Annotated in this window: 17 protein-coding genes; 7 read left to right on the top strand and 10 right to left on the bottom strand. The window is 71.4% G+C overall.

All coding sequences use genetic code 11. The features are described 5' to 3' along the window. Nucleotides 1–6 precede the first annotated feature (6 nt). Nucleotides 7–492, top strand: coding sequence for an NUDIX domain-containing protein (locus ACH4U7_RS29990; RefSeq protein ID WP_043490839.1), 486 nt, complete (start codon nucleotides 7–9; stop codon nucleotides 490–492). Between the two features lie 58 nt (nucleotides 493–550). On the opposite strand, the gene ACH4U7_RS29985 is transcribed toward ACH4U7_RS29990, so the two are convergent. The 3 genes from ACH4U7_RS29985 to ACH4U7_RS29975 form a co-directional block, all read right to left on the bottom strand. Beyond that, nucleotides 551–1,432 (bottom strand): pyridoxamine 5'-phosphate oxidase family protein, encoded by an 882-nt coding sequence (locus tag ACH4U7_RS29985; RefSeq protein WP_398531030.1) that lies wholly within the window; start codon nucleotides 1,430–1,432, stop codon nucleotides 551–553. A gap of 217 nt (nucleotides 1,433–1,649) precedes the next feature. Beyond that, nucleotides 1,650–3,227, bottom strand: a complete 1,578-nt coding sequence (locus ACH4U7_RS29980; protein WP_398530918.1) for a globin domain-containing protein — start codon at nucleotides 3,225–3,227, stop codon at nucleotides 1,650–1,652. Nucleotides 3,228–3,560: 333 nt separating this feature from the next. Then, nucleotides 3,561–4,193, bottom strand: coding sequence for an HAD family hydrolase (locus tag ACH4U7_RS29975; RefSeq protein WP_398530917.1), 633 nt, complete (start codon nucleotides 4,191–4,193; stop codon nucleotides 3,561–3,563). Nucleotides 4,194–4,310: 117 nt separating this feature from the next. Here ACH4U7_RS29975 and ACH4U7_RS29970 point away from each other — a divergent pair, with 117 nt between their 5' ends. Next, complete coding sequence (locus ACH4U7_RS29970; RefSeq protein WP_398530916.1) at nucleotides 4,311–4,919, top strand: DUF2269 family protein; 609 nt, start codon at nucleotides 4,311–4,313, stop codon at nucleotides 4,917–4,919. A gap of 114 nt (nucleotides 4,920–5,033) precedes the next feature. Here ACH4U7_RS29970 and ACH4U7_RS29965 read toward each other — a convergent pair whose 3' ends face one another. Next, entirely contained in the window at nucleotides 5,034–6,257 is a 1,224-nt protein-coding gene (locus ACH4U7_RS29965; RefSeq protein WP_398530915.1) for an MFS transporter, read from the bottom strand. A gap of 143 nt (nucleotides 6,258–6,400) precedes the next feature. On the opposite strand from ACH4U7_RS29965, the gene ACH4U7_RS29960 reads away from it, so the two are divergent. Beyond that, nucleotides 6,401–6,889, top strand: a complete 489-nt coding sequence (locus ACH4U7_RS29960) for a MarR family winged helix-turn-helix transcriptional regulator (RefSeq protein ID WP_398530914.1) — start codon at nucleotides 6,401–6,403, stop codon at nucleotides 6,887–6,889. A 10-nt stretch (nucleotides 6,890–6,899) separates the two neighbouring features. Further along, complete coding sequence (locus ACH4U7_RS29955) at nucleotides 6,900–7,352, top strand: GNAT family N-acetyltransferase (RefSeq protein ID WP_398530913.1); 453 nt, start codon at nucleotides 6,900–6,902, stop codon at nucleotides 7,350–7,352. Nucleotides 7,353–7,355: 3 nt separating this feature from the next. Here ACH4U7_RS29955 and ACH4U7_RS29950 read toward each other — a convergent pair whose 3' ends face one another. Beyond that, nucleotides 7,356–8,633, bottom strand: a complete 1,278-nt coding sequence (locus ACH4U7_RS29950; protein WP_398530912.1) for an SGNH/GDSL hydrolase family protein — start codon at nucleotides 8,631–8,633, stop codon at nucleotides 7,356–7,358. Nucleotides 8,634–8,843: 210 nt separating this feature from the next. Further along, nucleotides 8,844–10,250, bottom strand: coding sequence for a serine hydrolase domain-containing protein (locus ACH4U7_RS29945; RefSeq protein WP_398530911.1), 1,407 nt, complete (start codon nucleotides 10,248–10,250; stop codon nucleotides 8,844–8,846). A gap of 115 nt (nucleotides 10,251–10,365) precedes the next feature. On the opposite strand from ACH4U7_RS29945, the gene ACH4U7_RS29940 reads away from it, so the two are divergent. Further along, nucleotides 10,366–10,821, top strand: coding sequence for a MerR family transcriptional regulator (locus ACH4U7_RS29940; RefSeq protein ID WP_398530910.1), 456 nt, complete (start codon nucleotides 10,366–10,368; stop codon nucleotides 10,819–10,821). Then, the gene (gene trxA / locus ACH4U7_RS29935) at nucleotides 10,818–11,156 is read left to right on the top strand and encodes a thioredoxin (RefSeq protein WP_398530909.1); all 339 of its coding nucleotides are present in this window, start codon (nucleotides 10,818–10,820) and stop codon (nucleotides 11,154–11,156) included. The genes ACH4U7_RS29940 and trxA overlap by 4 nt, the downstream gene beginning before the upstream one ends. A 27-nt stretch (nucleotides 11,157–11,183) precedes the next feature. On the opposite strand, the gene dnaB is transcribed toward trxA, so the two are convergent. Further along, nucleotides 11,184–13,898 carry a replicative DNA helicase gene (gene dnaB / locus ACH4U7_RS29930; protein ID WP_398531029.1) on the bottom strand — a complete coding sequence of 905 codons (2,715 nt, stop codon included), beginning with the start codon at nucleotides 13,896–13,898 and terminating at the stop codon, nucleotides 11,184–11,186. Between the two features lie 475 nt (nucleotides 13,899–14,373). On the opposite strand from dnaB, the gene ACH4U7_RS29925 reads away from it, so the two are divergent. After that, nucleotides 14,374–15,714 (top strand): MATE family efflux transporter, encoded by a 1,341-nt coding sequence (locus ACH4U7_RS29925; RefSeq protein WP_398530908.1) that lies wholly within the window; start codon nucleotides 14,374–14,376, stop codon nucleotides 15,712–15,714. Nucleotides 15,715–15,892: 178 nt separating this feature from the next. On the opposite strand, the gene rplI is transcribed toward ACH4U7_RS29925, so the two are convergent. From rplI to ACH4U7_RS29910, 3 genes are all read right to left on the bottom strand, one after another. Further along, complete coding sequence (rplI, locus tag ACH4U7_RS29920; protein WP_385630396.1) at nucleotides 15,893–16,339, bottom strand: 50S ribosomal protein L9; 447 nt, start codon at nucleotides 16,337–16,339, stop codon at nucleotides 15,893–15,895. Between the two features lie 18 nt (nucleotides 16,340–16,357). Then, nucleotides 16,358–16,594, bottom strand: a complete 237-nt coding sequence (gene rpsR, locus ACH4U7_RS29915; RefSeq protein WP_003978893.1) for a 30S ribosomal protein S18 — start codon at nucleotides 16,592–16,594, stop codon at nucleotides 16,358–16,360. Between the two features lie 104 nt (nucleotides 16,595–16,698). Next, a complete protein-coding gene (locus tag ACH4U7_RS29910) occupies nucleotides 16,699–17,286 on the bottom strand; it encodes a single-stranded DNA-binding protein (RefSeq protein WP_398530907.1) in 588 nt (195 codons plus the stop codon). Nucleotides 17,287–17,331: the final 45 nt, after the last annotated feature.

Here is a 17,331-nt window from a genome sequence, read left to right as displayed (position 1 = left end):
TCCACCATGACCGAACGACCTGTGGTCAAGCGCACCGCCCGCGCCATCCTGCTCGACGGCGGCCCCGAGCCCCGGCTGGTCCTGATCAAGCGCACCAAGCCGGGCGAGGAGCCGTACTGGATCACGCCGGGCGGCGGAGTGGAGCCCGAGGACGCCACGGTCGTCGACGCGCTGCACCGCGAGGTCGACGAGGAGCTCGGCGCGAAGGTGACGGACGTGGTGCCCGCCTTCGTCGACACCGTCCCGCACCCCGACGAGTCCTCGCCCGGTGTGAAGGTGCAGCACTTCTTCGTATGCCGGCTGGGGTCCATGGACCTGTCGCGGCGGCACGGCCCGGAGGTGGACGAGCCCTGCGGGGAGTACGAAGTGGTGCGCGTCCCGTTCACCCGGGCGGGGATCGCCTCGGTGGGGGTGGTGCCGCCGTCGCTGCGCGCGTATCTCGACGCGAACATCGAAGGTGTGCTGGCGCTGCTCGCCGACGACCTGGGCTGACCCCGCCGCCCCACCAAAGCGGCCACTACGGCAACAAGCGGCTGCCGACAGCCGTCGGCTACCGGAACCAGCCGCTGAACGGCTGCCCAGCCCCCTCCGGTGCCCGCTCCCGCGCCCTGGCCAGCACCCGCTCGGCCTCCTGCTGCCACTCCTCGGGGCGCGCGGGCCCCGAGCCGTGGTCGGCCTCCGGCTCCGGCTCCCGGCCGGCCACGGGCCTGCGCCGGCCCTCGCGTACGTCGGCGGCGGCGCCGAAGAAGTCGCCGCCCTTGCGCTTGAAGTCGTCCGTACCCCAGTCGTCACGGTCCCGGTCGGCGACGCCGCCGCCGTCCAAGCTCCCGTCCAAGCCGCCATCCGTGCCGCCGTCCACGGCGCCGGCCCTGGCGCCAACCCTGGCCGCGACCCGCCGCTGGGCGGGCGCCTTCTGGAGATGCGGGATGTGCTTGGCGCAGTGGATGTACGCCTCCTCGACCGTCACCTCGACCCACACCACGGCCCGCCGCCCCGGCACCGGGTCGACCGGCAGCCCGGGGTGGGTGGCGCGCATCTCGGCGTCCTCCACCACCCGTGCCCGGCCGTTGATGTGCAGACCGATCCGGTCGCGCAGAAAGTCGATCATCAGGATGCCGAGGTGGGGGTTCTCCTCGATGTTCCCGAGGCTGGCCAGGACGCCGTTGCCCCGGTATTCGGGGTAGGCCAGGGTCTGGTCGTCGAACACCCTCAGAAAGCCGGGCGGTCCGGCCCGGAAAGTGCTGTCGCACTCGCCGTGCCGGTCGGCCGTCGCCAGGAAGAACATCTCCTGGCGGCCGACGAACTCCCGCATCCGGTCGTTGAGCCGGTCCAGCACCTGCTCGTCGTAGAAGCGGTCGGCGCGGTCGCCCGTGTCCAGGCGCCGCTGCAGCCGGTGTTCGCCGTCGCTGCCCGGACGTCTCGTACGGTCCATATCGGCCGTGGGGGCGTCGGCCGGCGCGGTCCATGCCGTCGCCGCCCTCGCCGTCGTCTCCGTCGTCGCCCTCTCGTGCTCGACGTCGTCCACGCTCACTTGTCCCTCATCCTGCGATCGCTCGAGTCAGTGATGCACTGCTCTCCCGGCCCCCAGTCCCCTGCTCCTCACTAGTCACTACTGCGTCAAGGCCCCCCGCCCTGTTGCAGTCGCCCCGCTATTCCCCCGCCACGACGAGCTCTTCGAGCGAATCGTGCCGTATGCGGTGGGACGGGATCCCGATGCCTCGCAGGGTGTCCACACCGCTGCGGATCATCCCGGGCGGGCCGGACAGGTAGGCGTCGTACGTGTTCCACGGGCCGTACTGGCGGACGGCGTCCGGGAGTCGGCCGCTGAGCCCGTTCGTCGGGGTGTCGGAGACGACCGGGCGGACCGAGAGCCAGTGATGGGCCTGCGCCAGCCGCAGCATGGTGTCGATGTCATAGAGGTCGTGGTCGCTGCGGGCGCCGTAGAAGACCTCGACCGGGCGGTTGCGGCCGTGCTCGGCGACGTCCTCGACCAGGGCCTTGATCGGCGCGATGCCGGTGCCGCCCCCCAGGCAGAGCAGGCCGTTGTCGGTGGAGTGGTCGACCGTCATCGAGCCGGCCGGGGGGCCGAGGCGGATCACATCGCCGGGGCGGGCGCGGTGCACCAGCGCCGTGGACACCCAGCCGGCCGGAACCGCCTTGACGTGGAAGGACAGCAGACCGTCCGGGCGGGGCGCCGAGGCGAAGGAGTAGTGCCGCCACACCCGGGGCCACCAGGGGGTCTCCAGGGACGTGTACTGGCCGGCGAGGAAAGGGTACGGCTGGTCGGGGCGCACGGTGACGACCGCGATGTCCTTGGTGCGCAGCTCATGGCCGACCACCTCGGCCTGCCACCACGCGGGCGCGCGCAGCTCGTCCTCGGCCGCCGCGTCGATCATGATCTGCGAGATGGCGGTGTACGCCCGGACCCAGGCGCCCTCCGCCTCATCGCTCCAGGTCCCGGTCGCATAGCGGGTGAGCGCGCCGATCAGGCACTCGCCGACGGCCGGGTAGTGCTCCGGCTGGGTGCCGTACTTGCGGTGGCCGCGGCCGAGCCCCGAAAGGTACTCGGTGAGGATGTCCGGGTCGTCCACCAGCTTGGCCGCGGTCAGCAGGGCCCTGAAGAGCCGGTCGCGCTGGGCGTCCATCGCGGCGGGGAACAGCGGGCGCAGATAGGGGTGCTGGACGAAGAGCAGCGCGTAGAAGTACGAGGTGACCTTGTCCGAGATGGGCTCGATCTCGGCCATCGTGCGGCGGATGAGGATCGCGTCGGGCGAGGCGGTGGGGTCCTCGGAGAACGAGCCCGCCGGCCGTACGTCCTGCCCGCCGGGCGCCTCGTCGGGGCGCTGGTGCTCCTCGTGCTCCCGTACGGCGGGCTGCCGGGCGTCGACGGGCGGGGCGTGGTCCCGCCGGGCGGGTCTCCGCCACTCGTCGGAGGGCGGCGGCGCCCCGGCCCCGGGCGGGGGTGGGGGCGGCGCGGTCTGTGCCGGGGGCGGCGCGACGTGCACGGGCGGCGCCGGGGGCGGAGGCGGGGTACGGCGGCCGGCGCCCGTGCCGACCGGCCGTATCGGGCTCACCGGGCGGCTTGGCGCCCGCCGACCGTCATCCTGGTCCGTGCCCGGGGAAGCGTCCTCGTCCCGCTTCTTGCTCGGGGTGAACCAGCCCCAGTCGCCACTGTTTCCGCCGGTACCGTCGTTGCCGGCCGACGGCGTGGTGGTCGGAGCGTCCATGGTTGCCTCGCCTCGAACATCTTTCTGTCGGTCTTCGCACTTCCGAAGCCGGAATGTGCCCGCAATTCCCCGCTCTGTTCCACTGGTTGAGATGAGATTGGTCCGGACGGCCCGCCCCGTACTTCTCCATGGGCAGCATGCCATGCTTGTTCGCCGGACAGGACACATAGCCGGAACTCCAGGTAACGGCACCCGTGTTCCGTTAGGCTGGATTGCCCCGATGTAGCCCCGCGACACAGCCGCCGCGCAGAACCCGGACCCGACCCTACCGGGCCCGGATGAATTAACAAGCCCCAAGTCCCGCGGCTTCGTTACACCCGGGAACCATCGTAATTACCGGTAGTTACCAGCCAATTCGTAGGCCTCCCGCAGATCGCGGCCGGTATAGCCGCACGATGCGATTTCGCTCACATGGTGGTCGGCGTTGACCGCGATCGAGACCGGCACCACGGCGAACAGCTCCGCGTCCGACATCGAATCGCCGTAAGCGACACAGTCCTCCCTGCTCAGACCGAACCTCGCACAGAGTTCATCGGCGATGCGCACCTTCGCCGCCGGAGTGAGGATGCCCTCCGGCTCCAGCGGCTCCCGAAACGGCACGGCCGGCCAGCGCGACCCCCGCGCGGCGTCCGCGCCCCATTCCAGCAGCCGCTCCACGAAGAAGCCGGGAGAGAGCGAAATCACCGCACAGCGCTCGCCACGCCCCCGGATGTCCGCCCACACCTCACGGATCCCCACCAGCCACGGCGCCCCCGCGAACGCCGCCGCCACATGCCGCTCCGTCAGCTCCCCCCACAGCGCACAGGCCCGCTGCGCGAACTGGGCGGTGCTCAGCTCCCCATCCGCGAACGCCCGCTCCAGCTCGGCTATCTCCGGCTCCACCCCGAGCTGACGGGATATCTCGACGGCGGCGGCCGAGCCGTGGATGAGCGTCCCGTCCAGATCGAACAGATGCAGTCTGGTCATGGAAGCTGAGCCTAGGGGCCCTGAGCGGCACGGCGTACGGCGGGAGTACGGCGGGAGTACGCGCGGATACTCCCGCCGTCAGACGCGGTACGGAGCGCCGCGGACGACCGTGGAGGAATGCAGCCGAACCTTTCGCGGCCCGCCCGCAGGGCCCTTCTCGTCGTCCATGTCGTCGTCTCCGTCGGCTGGCTCGGGCTCACCCTCTGTCTGCTCGCGCTGGGCATCGCTGGGGCGGCCTCCGGATCGGCTGACACCGCCGAGGCCGCCTATCGCGCCATGAAGATCTTCGGCGACTGGCTGATCGCGCCGATCAGCCTGGCGTCCCTGCTGAGCGGGGTGGCGCTGTCGCTCGGGACGCCCTGGGGGCTGGCCCGGTACCGCTGGGTGTACATCAAGTTCTGGCTGACGGTGCCCGCGGTCGGCGCGTCCGTCTTCGCGCTGCGGGCCGAGATCGCGTCGGCCGCGGGCGATGCCTCGGCGGGGCGGGCCGTGCCGTCCACCGCCGATCTCGTCATCGCGCCCTCGGTGGCGCTGGGCGTCTATCTGTTCCTCACCGCCATCTCGGTCCTCAAGCCGTGGGGGCTGACGGCGCGCGGCCGTCGGTGGCAGGCCGGACGCCGTTCCTCCGGAGCCGGAGCCGGAGCCGGAGCCGGGGACAAGGCCGGGGCCGGAGCGCGGTCCGGCCGCCGAACGGCAAGCCGCTCCCCGGCCCGCTCGCGGGCGTGACGAGCGGGCCGCGGGCGCGTAGCGCCTCCGTTGAGGGTGGTGGTGGGCGACGGGCGGGCGGGCTGGGCGCGTAGCGCCTCCGTTGAGGGTGGTGGTGGGCGACGGGCGGGCGGGTCAGCGTACGGCTGTCGCGTCCTCCCTCGGCTCGTCGGCGGCGGAGAACCCGCCCGCGGCGACGATCCGCCCGGTGCGTGCGGTGCGCCGTTCGAGGGTGGCCGAGAGGACGGCGGTGCCGAGGGCGGCCGCGGCCATCAGGGCGCCGACCCAGTTGGGCGCGGTGTAGCCCATTCCGGCGGAGATGACGATCCCGCCGAGCCAGGCGGCCAGGGCGTTGCCCAGGTTGAAGGCGCCGATGTTGGCGGCCGAGGCGAGCGTCGGCGCGTCCGGGGCCTGGTCCATGACCCGCTTCTGGAGCGGGGCCACGGTCGCGAAGCCGAAGGCTCCGACCAGGACGAGGGTGGCGGCGGCCGCGATCTTGTTGTGGGCGGTGAAGCCGAACGCGGCGAGGACGACGGCGAGTCCGCCGAGGGTGAGGTACAGCATCCGCATCAGCGCCCGGTCGGCGTAGCGCCCGCCGATCAGGTTGCCGCCGACCAGGCCGAGGCCGAAGAGGACGAGCAGCCAGGTCACGGCGGAGCCGGGGTAGCCGGCCACGTCCACCATCATCGGCGTGATGTAGGTGATGGCGGCGAAGACCCCGCCGAAGCCGAGCACGGTCATGATCATCGCCAGCCACACCTGTGGATTGCGGAAGGCCGCGAGCTCCTGGCCGAGGCGGGCGGCGGCCGGGCCGGGCGTGCTGGGTACGAGGGCGGCGATGCCGGCCAGGCCGAGCACGCCGAGGCCGGCGACGGCGAGGAAGGACGCGCGCCAGCCGAAGGTCTGGCCGATCCAGGTGCCCATGGGTACGCCGATGACGTTGGCGACGGTCAGGCCGGTGAACATGGTGGCGATGGCCTGGGCCCGCTTGTGCGGGGCGACCAGGTCGGCGGCGACCACCGCGCCGATGCCGAAGAAGGCGCCGTGCGCGAAGGAGGCGAGCACCCGCCCGGCGAGGAGCAGAAGGAAGGCGGGGGCGAACGCGGAGAGCAGATTGCCCGCGATGAACAGCCCCATCAGCGTCGTCAGCATCTGCTTGCGGGTGAGCCGGGTGCCGAGCAGGGTCAGCAGCGGAGCGCCGACGACGACGCCGAGGGCGTAGCCGGTGGTCGCGTATCCGGCGGTGGGGATGGAGACATGGAACTCGTCCGCCACCTCGGGCAGCAGTCCCATGATCACGAATTCGGTGGTGCCGATACCGAAGGCGCCGATGGCGAGCGCCAGCAGGGCGAGGGGCATGTCGGGGGGTCCTCAGAACGAGCGGACGATTGCATGGAAGCTTTGAACGCGTCGACAATAATTGCAGACGCGCTTTACTTGCAAGCGCCGACTTTTTCGTCGAGTGGACTACCCTGGGGGCACCACACCCAAGGAGGGGACCCATGCCGGATGCGCCGACCGACGCGCCGCCCCCGGAGGAGCCGCTGCCCGGCGGGCGGGCCCTCGCCCAGGGCTGGTGCGCCCTGTCCTCGCTGCACGGCCGCATCGAGACCCACGTCGAGCGCGCGCTGCAGGCCCGGCACGAGCTGAGCGTCCGCGAGTTCTCGGTGCTCAACGTGCTCAGCGAGCAGCACGACGGCCCGGGCGGGCATCTCCAGATGCGCCAGCTCGCCGACGCCGTCGTCCTCAGCCAGAGCGCCACCACGCGCCTGGTCACCCGGCTGGAGGACCGCGGGCTGCTGTCCCGCTACATCTGCCCGGACGACCGCCGCGGCATCTACACCAACGTCACCTCGGCCGGCCGGGAACTGCTCGACCAGGCCCGCCCCACCAACGACGCCGCACTGCGCGACGCCCTCCAGGACGCCGCCGCACGGCCCGAGCTGGCCCCGCTGGTCGCGGCCGTCGAAGGGCTGTGGGCCCCCGCGTAGGCTGCCCGCCATGAGCGACTTCGAGATCCGCCGGGCGACCGCCGACGACATACCCGCCATCGTGGCCATGCTGGCCGACGATCCGCTCGGCGCCCGGCGCGAGTCCCCGGACGACCTGGCCCCCTACCAGGCGGCGTTCGAGCGGATCGACCGCGACCCGGGCCAGCGTCTGGTCGTCGCCGTACGGGACGGCCGTACCGTCGGCACCCTCCAGCTCACCGTCATCCCCGGCCTGTCCCGGCGCGGCGCCACCCGTTCGATCATCGAGGCCGTCCGCATCCACGCCGACGAGCGCGGCGGCGGGCTCGGCACCCAGCTGATCCAGTGGGCCGTCGACGAGTCGCGCCGCGAGGGCTGCGTACTGGTGCAGCTCACCTCGGACGCGACCCGTACCGACGCCCACCGCTTCTACGAGCGCCTCGGCTTCGAGGCCTCGCACGTGGGATTCAAGCTCACGCTCTAGGACTCAGAGCGCGCCGAGGTCGATCGCCTCGGCCATCCGCCGGTAGCCCGCGTCGTTGGGGTGCTTGTGGTCCCCGCTGTCGTACGCCGGGTCGAGCGCCAGCGGATCCGACGCCAAGGCCATGACCTCGGCGAAGTCGACCACCGCGTCGAACTCGCCTGAGGTGCGGATCCACTCGTTGATCGCGGCGCGCTTCGCCTCGGAACGCGCCGTGTGGTACTCGGCGCCCTTGAAGGGCAGGATCGTCGCGCCCACGACCCGCACCCCCCTGGCGTGGGCCCGCGCGATCAGCTCGCGGTAGCCGGCGATCACCTGCTCGGCCGAGACCTGCGGATTGGGCTTGTAGGTGGGCAGATCCACCTCGCTGAACCCGATGTCGTTGAGCCCCTGCAGCAGGATCACCGACCTGACGCCCGGCTTGTCCAGCACATCGCGCCGGAACCGGGCGCCCGCCCGGTCCCCGTACCAGGGCGAGTCGTGCAGCAGCAGGTTCCCCCCGATCCCGGAGTTGAGGACCGGGCGCGGGGTGCCGGCCGCCGCCAGGCGCTCCGCCAGCAGGTCCGGCCAGCGGCTGTTGGCGTCTGAGGTCGAGCCGAAGCCGTCGGTGATGGAGTCGCCGAAGGCGACCACGGAGCCGCGCCGTCCGGCGCCCCCGCCGGCCAGCTCCACGTCCGAGAGGTAGTACCAGGAGTGGGTGTACGCGGTGAAGGCCGCGCCCGTACGGTCTGCGCCGTGGTCGCCCTCCGCGCGGTAGCTCTTCGCATACGCCTGGGCGTGGAACGTGGACGGACCGGTCGGCTCCGCGAAGTACAGCGTCACCGTCAGCGATTCGAAGGGCGCCACGCGCACCGGCGCCGCGTCGCTGGCCGTCTCGCCGCCCGCCGGGATCGTCACCGACCGCCGGTGCCCGAAGGTCAGCCTGCGCACGCTCCCGGCCTCGACCGACGCGCCGCCCGCGGTCCGGGCGACGGTCGCGCCCGCGATGCGCAGCGGCTCGCTGCCGTACAGATTCGACAGCCTGATCCGGGCCGCGGTGCCACCGCCGGTCACCCGCACGACCTGGCGCACGGTCTGGTCGGCGAAGCCCTTGAGGGCCCAGTTCTCCTCGAAGCCCTCGCTGGGACGCTGGACGGGCGCCGCCCACCCCGCCGACCAGGTGGTCCCGGGCCGGGCGCTCCCGGGCCGGTCAGTCGCGGTTCGGGCGGTGGCCGGACCTGAGGCGGCCATGACCGCGGTCAGGGCGAGCAGGGACGCACCGACGCGCAGCGCTGAAGAGCGCATGGCGGATCTCCTTCGGACGTGGCGGACGCGGGGCCGCCGGACGTGTGTACGGAGATCAGCCTGTGGCGGTGCGCGGGGCCCACCCAGCCCCCGCCGATGCGTACCACCGCCAGGGTCAGGCACCGCCAGTCTCAGGCACGGCCGGTCTCAGGCACGGGCAGTCTCAGGCACGGGCCGGAGCCGGGGCGCGCCTCACGCCCCCGGGCGGGCTCACGCCCCCGGGCGCCACCCCTGCGGGTCCACCCCGCCCGGCACCGCGCCATCGGCCTCATACGGCTCCCGGGTGAAGACGAAGGTGCCCAGATCGAGGTGGACGTTGTCCGCCCCGCCGTACGGACCGCCGCCCGCGCCCCGCACCACGCGCAGCGTCTCCCCCGCGTAGTAGCCGTCGAGCCCGGTCCAGGTGCCGTCCGGCTCCGCCCGGAACCGCGAGCCGCGCCCCCTCCCGTTCAGCGGGCGCAGCTCGAGCCCCCGCTCGGGGCGCAGTTGCAGCAGGAAGGGGGTGGGGCCCCAGTACCAGGGCCCGGTCAGGGCCACCAGCTCCGGATCGGCCTCGGGCAGCGGGCGCCAGGGCGCGGGCATGGGGGGCTCGTGCTCGGCCGCGATCCGTACGAGGTCGGCGGCGACGGCACCGACCGTGGGCCCGGAGGTGGCGTTGGCCAGCGCGATCCCGGCCAGCCCGTCCTCCGGGCCGGCCCACAGGGCGGCCAGGAAGCCCGGCATGGAACCGGTGTGGCCGATGAGGAGGCGGCCGTCGCGGCGGGTCAGCTGGATGCCGAGGCCATAGCCGGCGTCCCAGTCGTCGTCCTCGGGGGCGGCCGCCGGGGCCCGCATCTCGGCCAGCGTCCGGGGGTCCAGCACCCGTTCGTCCCCGTCCATCAGGAAGGCGGCGTACCGGGCCAGGTCGGCCGCCGTCGACCACAGCTGCCCGGCCGGGGCCATCCGGCCGGTGTCCACGGCGGGTTCGGGCAGCAGCACATCCGCCCAGGGGTGCACCGCCCAGCCCTCGGCGTGCGGGGGCTGGGGCAGCGGCGAGGTGCGCGCCATCCCCAGCGGCTCCAGCACCTCACGCCGCAGCACCTCGTCCCAGGGCGCGCCGCGCAGCCGCTCGACGAGCGCGCCCAGCAGCGCGAAGCCGGGGTTGGAGTAGTGGTGGCGGCGGCCGGCGGGGTGGCGCAGCGGGCGCTCCCCGAAGATGTCGGCCGTCTCGGGGCGCAGTTCGCCGGGCGTGCGCTCCCACCAGGGGCCGCGGGCCTCCGCCGCCAGGCCCGAGGTGTGGGAGAGCAGCTGGGCGATGGTCGCGTCCCCGGCCTCCGGTACGTCCAGGTGGCGGGAGAGCGGGTCGCCGAGATACAGCAGCCCCTCGTCGCGCAGCCGCATCACCAGCACCGCCACAAAGGTCTTGGTGAGCGACCCGATGCGGTACTGGGTGTTGGCATCGGGCGTGCGCCTGCCCAGTTCCCCGCGCGTCCCCACCCACCACAGCTGCCCGTCCCGCACCACCGCGCCCACGAGGGACGGCGCGCGGCCCTCGGTCTGGGCGACGGCGACCCGGCGGAGCAGGGCGCGGCGAGTGGCGGGCAGGGGCTGTGCGGTCTCATCCATGGGCGCGGTCATGCCCGCACCCTATGTGCCGCGCCATGTCCCGCGACCCATGTCCGACCGGTCGGTTCCACAGGCCAGTTGACCAGCCCTGGCATTGACGTCGGCGTCAAGGTCTACCGTCGTGGCCATGCGGATCGGAGAGCTGGCCGAACGGGCGGGTACGACCACCCGCACGCTGCGCTACTACGAGACGCTCGGGCTGCTGCCCGCGCGCCGCGCGGGCAACGGATACCGGGCGTACGACGAGGACGACCTGCGGCTGCTGCGGCAGATACAGACGCTGCGGGACTTCGGCTTCGGCCTGGAGGAGACCCGGCCGTTCGTGGAGTGTCTGCGCGCCGGGCACCCCGCGGGCGACTCCTGCCCGGCCTCGCTCGCGGTGTACCGCCGCAAGCTGGCCGAGCTGGACGAGTGCATCGCGCATCTGAACGGCGTACGGCAGCAGGTCGGGGCGCAGCTCGCCGAAGCGGAGCGGGCGATGGCCTCCCTGGATGCCGCGGCGACGGCACCGGGGGGACCCGACCCGCGCTGCGAGCTGGGCCCGTATGACGGAGACGAAGCGACGGAGAGGAGAGCAGGATGACGTCGACTCGGACCACGGGAGTGGTCACGGTCACGGACGAGACCTTCCAGCGGGAGGTGCTGGAGTCCGGGCTGCCGGTGCTGGTGGAGTTCACGGCCTCGTGGTGCCCGCCGTGCCGGATGATCGCGCCGGTGCTGGCGGAGGTGGCGCGGGAGGAGGCGCACCGGCTCAAGGTGGTCGAGCTGGACGTGGACGCCAATCCGGGCACCACGACGGCGTACGGCGTGCTGTCCATGCCGACGCTGATGGTGTTCCGGGACGGTGAGCCGGTGCGGTCGATGGTGGGCGCCCGCCCCAAGCGGCGGCTGCTGGAGGAGCTGGCCGACGTGATCTAGCCGCTTTGGGGCACCGGGCCTGAGCGGTCAGGTCTGGGCCATGTCCACGAAGCGCGAGTAGTGCCCCTGGAAGGCGACCGTGATCGTGGCCGTCGGGCCGTTACGGTGCTTGGCCACGATCAGGTCCGCCTCGCCCGCGCGCGGCGACTCCTTCTCGTACGCGTCCTCCCGGTGCAGCAGGATGACCATGTCGGCGTCCTGCTCGATGGAACCACTTTCACGCAGGTCCGAGACCATGGGCTTCTTGTCGGTGCGCTGCTCGGGTCCACGGTTCAGCTGTGAGAGCGCGATGACCGGGACTTCCAGCTCCTTGGCCAGCAGCTTGAGGTTTCGCGACATGTCCGAGACCTCCTGCTGGCGGCTCTCGGGGCGCCGCGCGCCGCCGGACTGCATCAGCTGGAGATAGTCGATGACCACCAGCTGCAGATCGTTGCGCTGCTTGAGACGGCGGCACTTGGCCCGGATCTCCATCATCGACAGGTTCGGGGAGTCGTCGATGTAGAGGGGCGCGGCGGACACATCGGGCATACGGCGGGCCAGCCGCGTCCAGTCCTCGTCCGTCATGCTTCCGGACCGCATATGGTGCAGCGCCACCCGCGCCTCGGCGGACAGCAGACGCATGGCGATCTCATTGCGCCCCATCTCCAGGGAGAAGATGACGCTGGGCATGTTGTTCTTGATGGAGCAGGCGCGTGAGAAGTCCAGGGCGAGGGTGGAGTTGTGCGTGGGCACCATCGACTGCGTGGCCAGATAGAGATGATCCGGGTTGTCCACCTGGACACAGCGGACCGGGACGCTCTCGATCTCCCGGACGTCAGTGATGAACCGCTGCCTCAGCTTCGGGGTGCCCGGGCGCCTGCGCTCCTCATGCGTGCGCCGCTTCCGCTCCAACCCGAACACGTCGTCGGTCGGTGTGAAGTTGACCCGGTAGGCGGTGGAGGTCTTCTCCGAGCGACCCTTGACCGGCTTCCTCCGCACGCCGCAGCGGTAGCCGAGGCTGACGAGCAGTTCACGGAAGCCTTCGGCCAACGCCTTGTTGGTGACGGTGAACTGAACAGACCCGGTGTTCGTCACGGTTCCGTCGGTGTCAAGGAGCCCGGCGAGCAGTTCCCTGCGCTGGGCGATGGAGCTGCGCAGGTACTCCTGCGGGATGTGCTTGTTGCCGAGGAGACCCATGTCCCGCAGCCGCGTATGGAGGCTGCCGTGCTTCCTGGTGCATGGGGCACAGCGAGGCTCCGAGAAGGGAGAGAAACATGCTTCACCACAGTCCACACACGTCGTATGCGACACCGGAGCGGAGACGAACCTCGCTCTCCCCCCGCACGAGCGCCCGCAACTCCTCACGTGGGCGAGCTTGGGGACGAAGGCTTTGCCGCAGACCACGCAGGACCGCTCGAGCAGCTCGGGCTTGTGGACAGAGAGCCTGAGGGCATAGGTGATGGAGGACCCCAGACGTCTCACCTCGAAGCCGTCCTCCTCGATGCGCCGCACGACCTCTGGATCCGCCGACGTGATCCTCGCCGCGTCGCTGCTGCCGTCGCCCAGCCATGCACCCAGCGTGTACGGCGGAACAGGCAGCTCCCGATGCGGCAGCTCGAGAGGAGCCGCGTTCGTCACGGAGTGGTTCTTGCGCCCATCAGCCGTGTCGCAGTGCAGGGTCGCGGCGATTTCCTTGGTGGTCTTGACCGAGGCGAAGGTGCGCTGAGTGCGGTGGCCATGGTGCTGGGCCTCGGCGGCCTGGGCAGACCTGCGCGAGGCCCGGGTGTCGGTGAGCCACTGATGGTCCGCATCGGCAACGACAGTCGTGCCATCGTCGAAAACCACCTCGTAGCACGGCCGCCCCGTCATCACGTCGGTGGTGGCCACTACCCGCGTCGGCTGCCCTGATGCGTCGAGCAGATAGTCACCGGACCGCACCTCGCCCATGGTGGTCCACCCCGTGGGGGTGGGCAGCGGCGTATCGAGCGCCAGCGCCTTGCCCATCGCCGGGCGGGCGGCGATGACGATCATCTGGCCGGGGTGCAGCCCGTTCGTCAGCGCGTCCAGGTCGGTGAAGCCGGTGGGCACGCCGGACATCTGGCCGCTGCGGGAGCCGATGGCCTCGATCTCGTCGAGCGCGCCCTCCATGATGTCGCCGAGCGGCAGATAGTCCTCGCTGGTGCGCTGCTCGGTGACGGCGTAGATCTCCGCCTGGGCATTGTTGACGATCTCATCCACATCGCCGTCCGCCGCGTATCCCATCTGGGTGATGCGGGTGCCGGCCTCGACCAGGCGGCGCAGCACCGCGCGCTCATGGACGATCTCGGCGTAGTACTCGGCGTTGGCGGCGGTGGGGACCGACTGGACGAGGGTGTGGAGATACGAGGCGCCGCCGACGCGGGCGATCTCGCCGCGCTTGGTGAGCTCGGCGGCGACCGTGATCGGGTCGGCCGGCTCGCCCTTGGCGTAGAGGTCGAGAATGGCCTGGTAGACCGTCTCATGGGCGGGGCGGTAGAAGTCGTTGCCCTTGAGGACCTCGACGACATCGGCGATGGCGTCCTTGGACAGCAGCATGCCGCCCAGAACCGACTGCTCGGCGTCCAGGTCCTGTGGCGGAACGCGCTCGAAGCCCGCCCCCTCCCAGGCGCCCGACTCCCGGCCGCGCTCATGCTGTTCATCACGGCCGCGGCCGCCTTCGCCGCGACGGAACCGAGGGGAAGGGAACCGGTCGACCGGGCCGGAGTCCGCCCAGGGGTCGTCCATGGGCTCGGGCATGCTCACCCCGCCACCTCCTCCCGTCCGCGGTGCGGACCTCACCGCGCGTCTCTTTCTTACGCCACGGCTATGACAAACAGGGCGCCCAACTTCCGGTTCCGGCGCAGCGGGTTCGGTGGAATCCAGGCCGGAACAGGCGGCGGGCGCCGGACCACGGTAGGCCCCTCTCCCTCCTCAGCCAACTTGGTTATCCACAGGGTGTGTGGATGACGGGGGCCATCCTGTGGAGAAGTCCCGCGATCCTGTGCACGGGTCGGGGGACAGCGCTGTGGACAAACACACAATCACCCCAGACTTACGGCCCTGACCTGCGCTTTCTTCATCCAGGGGCTGTGCAGGAGAAAAACTTCTCCACCTGGATCAAGATCACGACAAACGGCGCAGAGGAGATCGCCCCGTCACCTCGCATGTAAGGGATGAGATTGGGTTGTGTCTCTTACCTGTGGAAGATTAGATTGCCCTCATGACTCTGGCCCCCGCGACCGAGCGGAAGACCGCCCGGCGACACGATCGCGAGATCGTCGCGCTCGCCCTCCCCGCCTTCGGCGCACTGGTGGCGGAACCCCTCTTCGTGATGGTCGACAGCGCCATCGTCGGCCACCTCGGCACCCCGCAGCTCGCCGGGCTCGGCGTCGCCGCCGCCCTTCTCACCACCGCCGTCAACATCTTCATCTTTCTCGCCTATGCCACCACGGCGGCCGTGGCCCGCCGCGTCGGCGCCGGCGATCTGGCCGGAGCGCTCCGCCAAGGTCTTGACGGTATCTGGCTCGCCCTCCTCCTCGGCGGCGCCGTCATCGCCGTCACCCTGCCCACCGCCCCGGAGCTCGTCGGCCTCTTCGGCGCCTCGGGCACCGCGACCCCCCATGCCATCACCTATCTGCGCATCAGCTCGCTCGGCATCCCCGCGATGCTGGTCGTGCTCGCCGCCACGGGTGTGCTCCGCGGTCTCCAGGACACCCGGACCCCGCTGTACGTCGCTATCGGCGGTTTCATCGCCAACGGCGCCCTGAACGCCGCCCTGGTCTACGGCGCCGGACTCGGCATCGCGGGCTCCGCCTGGGGCACCGTGATCGCCCAGTGCGCCATGGCCGCCGTCTATCTCGCCGTGGTCGTACGGGGCGCCAGGCGCCATGGCGCCACGCTGCGCCCGGACCTGGCCGGGATACGAACCTGCGCCCAGGCAGGGGTGCCGCTGCTGGTCCGCACCCTGGCCCTGCGCGCCATCACGCTGATCGTGACCGTGATGGCGGCCCGCCTCGGCGACGACGAGATCGCCGCCCATCAGGTCGTGCTCTCCCTGTGGACCCTGCTGGCGTTCGCCCTGGACGCCATCGCGATCGCCGGCCAGGCGATCATCGGGCGCTATCTGGGGGCGGGCGACGCCGAGGGGGCGCGCGCCGCCTGTCGCCGGATGGTCCAGTGGGGCATCGCCTCCGGGGTGGTGCTCGGGCTGCTGGTCATCGCGGCCCGCCCGCTGTTCATCCCGCTGTTCACCTCGGACCCTGCGGTACGGGACACCCTGCTGCCCGCCCTGTTGGTGACGGCCTTCATCCAGCCGGTGTCCGGGGTCGTCTTCGTCCTGGACGGGGTGCTGATGGGTGCGGGGGACGGTGCCTATCTGGCTGGGGCGATGATCGTCACCCTGGCCGTCTTCGCCCCGGTCGCGCTGCTGGTGCCTTCGCTCGGCGGTGGCCTGACGGCCCTGTGGTGGACCATGGCGCTGATGATGACGGTCCGGCTGGTCACCCTGTGGGTGCGCACCCGCTCGGGCCGCTGGATCGTCACCGGCGCGGTGCGCGGCTAGGCCGCCGACCGGCAGAGATCGTTACAGAGACCGGGGAGATGACTGAGGGCCGCGACCCCGGCGTGGGTCGCGGCCCTCAGTCGTGCTGTACAGCGAGCTCCCCCAGCTACCGCTGGAGGTGCCCCGCCAGCGGTAGCTGGGAGGGGGAACCTCCCAGCGGTAGCTGGGGGAGCATCCGTCAGGCGGCGACGACCTCGACGCCCACCTTGGCGGCAACCTCGGCGTGCAGACGCACCGACACCTGGTGAGCGCCCAGGGTCTTGATCGGGGCGGCCACCTCGATCCGGCGCTTGTCCACCTCGGGGCCACCCGCGTCCTTGATCGCCGAAGCGATGTCGGCCGGGGTGACGGAGCCGAACAGACGGCCGGCGTCACCGGCGCGGGTCTTCAGGCGCACCTTGACGCCCTCGAGCTGCGACTTGACCTCGTTGGCCTGCTCGATCGTGGCGATCTCGCGGATGCGACGACCGCGGCGGATCTGCTCGACGTCCTTCTCGCCACCCTTGGTCCAGCGGATCGCCAGACCACGGGGGACCAGGTAGTTACGGGCGTAACCGTCCTTGACGTCCACGACGTCGCCGGCGGTGCCGAGGCCGGAGACCTCGTGGGTGAGGATGATCTTCATGACTCGGTCACCCTTCCCTTATCGCGCGGTGGAGGTGTAGGGCAGCAGCGCCATCTCGCGGCTGTTCTTCACGGCCGTGGCGACGTCACGCTGGTGCTGGGTGCAGTTGCCGGTGACCCGGCGGGCACGGATCTTGCCGCGGTCGGAAATGAACTTCCGCAGCAGGTTCGTGTCCTTGTAGTCGACGTAGGAGATCTTCTCCTTGCAGAACACGCAAACCTTCTTCTTAGGCTTGCGAGCAGGCGGCTTCGCCATTGTCTCTCTCCAGTGTGATCAAGAAGTTTGTGCTGGTCGCCCTGACCAGACCGGGCACCGTTTCACGTGAAACAGCGGTTTCACGTGAAACAGCACATCCGGGCCTAGAAGGGCGGCTCGTCCGAGTAGCCGCCGCCGGAGTTGCCGGAGCCGCCGCCCCAGCCACCACCGCCACCGCCCTGCTGGCCGCCGGCGGGGGCGCTGGTCGCCCACGGGTCGTCGGCCGGAGCCCCGCCGCCGCCCTGCTGGCCGCCGCCGGGGCCGCCGCCCCAGCCGCCACCGCCACCGCCCTGCTGGCCGCCGCCGTATCCACCCTGGCCGCCGCGGCCGGTGGTCTTGGTGACCTTCGCCGTGGCGTTGCGCAGGCTGGCGCCGACCTCTTCGACATCCAGCTCATAGACCGTGCGCTTGACCCCTTCGCGATCCTCGTAGGACCGCTGCTTCAGCCGGCCCTGCACGATGACGCGCATACCACGCTGGAGCGACTCGGCGACGTTCTCCGCGGCCTGACGCCACACCGAGCACGTGAGGAAGAGGCTCTCGCCGTCCTTCCACTCGTTGGTCTGCCGGTCGAACGTACGGGGAGTGGACGCGACACGGAACTTCGCGACCGCCGCACCGGACGGGGTGAAGCGCAGCTCGGGGTCGTCGACGAGATTGCCGACGACCGTGATGACGGTCTCGCCTGCCATTGGGGGAACCTCTCGGCGGGTACTGCTGGGCTGCTTGCTACTCGT

It is taken from the genome of Streptomyces sp. NPDC020845, from assembly GCF_044334165.1.
In the GTDB taxonomy this organism is placed as follows: domain Bacteria; phylum Actinomycetota; class Actinomycetes; order Streptomycetales; family Streptomycetaceae; genus Streptomyces.
The sequence above is the reverse complement of the archived record's forward strand: the minus strand, read 5'-3'. Positions and strand labels throughout refer to the sequence as shown.

What these genes read in the sequence shown, in the direction of transcription:
- ACH4U7_RS29910 (WP_398530907.1), bottom strand. Translation starts at nt 17,286, where the DNA reads ATGGCAGGCGAGACCGTCATCACGGTCGTCGGCAATCTCGTCGACGAC.
- ACH4U7_RS29990 (WP_043490839.1), top strand. Translation starts at nt 7, where the DNA reads ATGACCGAACGACCTGTGGTCAAGCGCACCGCCCGCGCCATCCTGCTC.
- ACH4U7_RS29940 (WP_398530910.1), top strand. Translation starts at nt 10,366, where the DNA reads ATGCGGATCGGAGAGCTGGCCGAACGGGCGGGTACGACCACCCGCACG.
- ACH4U7_RS29975 (WP_398530917.1), bottom strand. Translation starts at nt 4,193, where the DNA reads ATGACCAGACTGCATCTGTTCGATCTGGACGGGACGCTCATCCACGGC.
- ACH4U7_RS29960 (WP_398530914.1), top strand. Translation starts at nt 6,401, where the DNA reads ATGCCGGATGCGCCGACCGACGCGCCGCCCCCGGAGGAGCCGCTGCCC.
- rplI (WP_385630396.1), bottom strand. Translation starts at nt 16,339, where the DNA reads ATGAAGATCATCCTCACCCACGAGGTCTCCGGCCTCGGCACCGCCGGC.
- trxA (WP_398530909.1), top strand. Translation starts at nt 10,818, where the DNA reads ATGACGTCGACTCGGACCACGGGAGTGGTCACGGTCACGGACGAGACC.
- ACH4U7_RS29965 (WP_398530915.1), bottom strand. Translation starts at nt 6,257, where the DNA reads ATGCCCCTCGCCCTGCTGGCGCTCGCCATCGGCGCCTTCGGTATCGGC.
- ACH4U7_RS29950 (WP_398530912.1), bottom strand. Translation starts at nt 8,633, where the DNA reads ATGCGCTCTTCAGCGCTGCGCGTCGGTGCGTCCCTGCTCGCCCTGACC.
- rpsR (WP_003978893.1), bottom strand. Translation starts at nt 16,594, where the DNA reads ATGGCGAAGCCGCCTGCTCGCAAGCCTAAGAAGAAGGTTTGCGTGTTC.
- ACH4U7_RS29985 (WP_398531030.1), bottom strand. Translation starts at nt 1,432, where the DNA reads ATGGACCGTACGAGACGTCCGGGCAGCGACGGCGAACACCGGCTGCAG.
- ACH4U7_RS29980 (WP_398530918.1), bottom strand. Translation starts at nt 3,227, where the DNA reads ATGGACGCTCCGACCACCACGCCGTCGGCCGGCAACGACGGTACCGGC.
- ACH4U7_RS29945 (WP_398530911.1), bottom strand. Translation starts at nt 10,250, where the DNA reads ATGACCGCGCCCATGGATGAGACCGCACAGCCCCTGCCCGCCACTCGC.
- ACH4U7_RS29955 (WP_398530913.1), top strand. Translation starts at nt 6,900, where the DNA reads ATGAGCGACTTCGAGATCCGCCGGGCGACCGCCGACGACATACCCGCC.
- ACH4U7_RS29970 (WP_398530916.1), top strand. Translation starts at nt 4,311, where the DNA reads ATGCAGCCGAACCTTTCGCGGCCCGCCCGCAGGGCCCTTCTCGTCGTC.
- dnaB (WP_398531029.1), bottom strand. Translation starts at nt 13,898, where the DNA reads ATGGACGACCCCTGGGCGGACTCCGGCCCGGTCGACCGGTTCCCTTCC.
- ACH4U7_RS29925 (WP_398530908.1), top strand. Translation starts at nt 14,374, where the DNA reads ATGACTCTGGCCCCCGCGACCGAGCGGAAGACCGCCCGGCGACACGAT.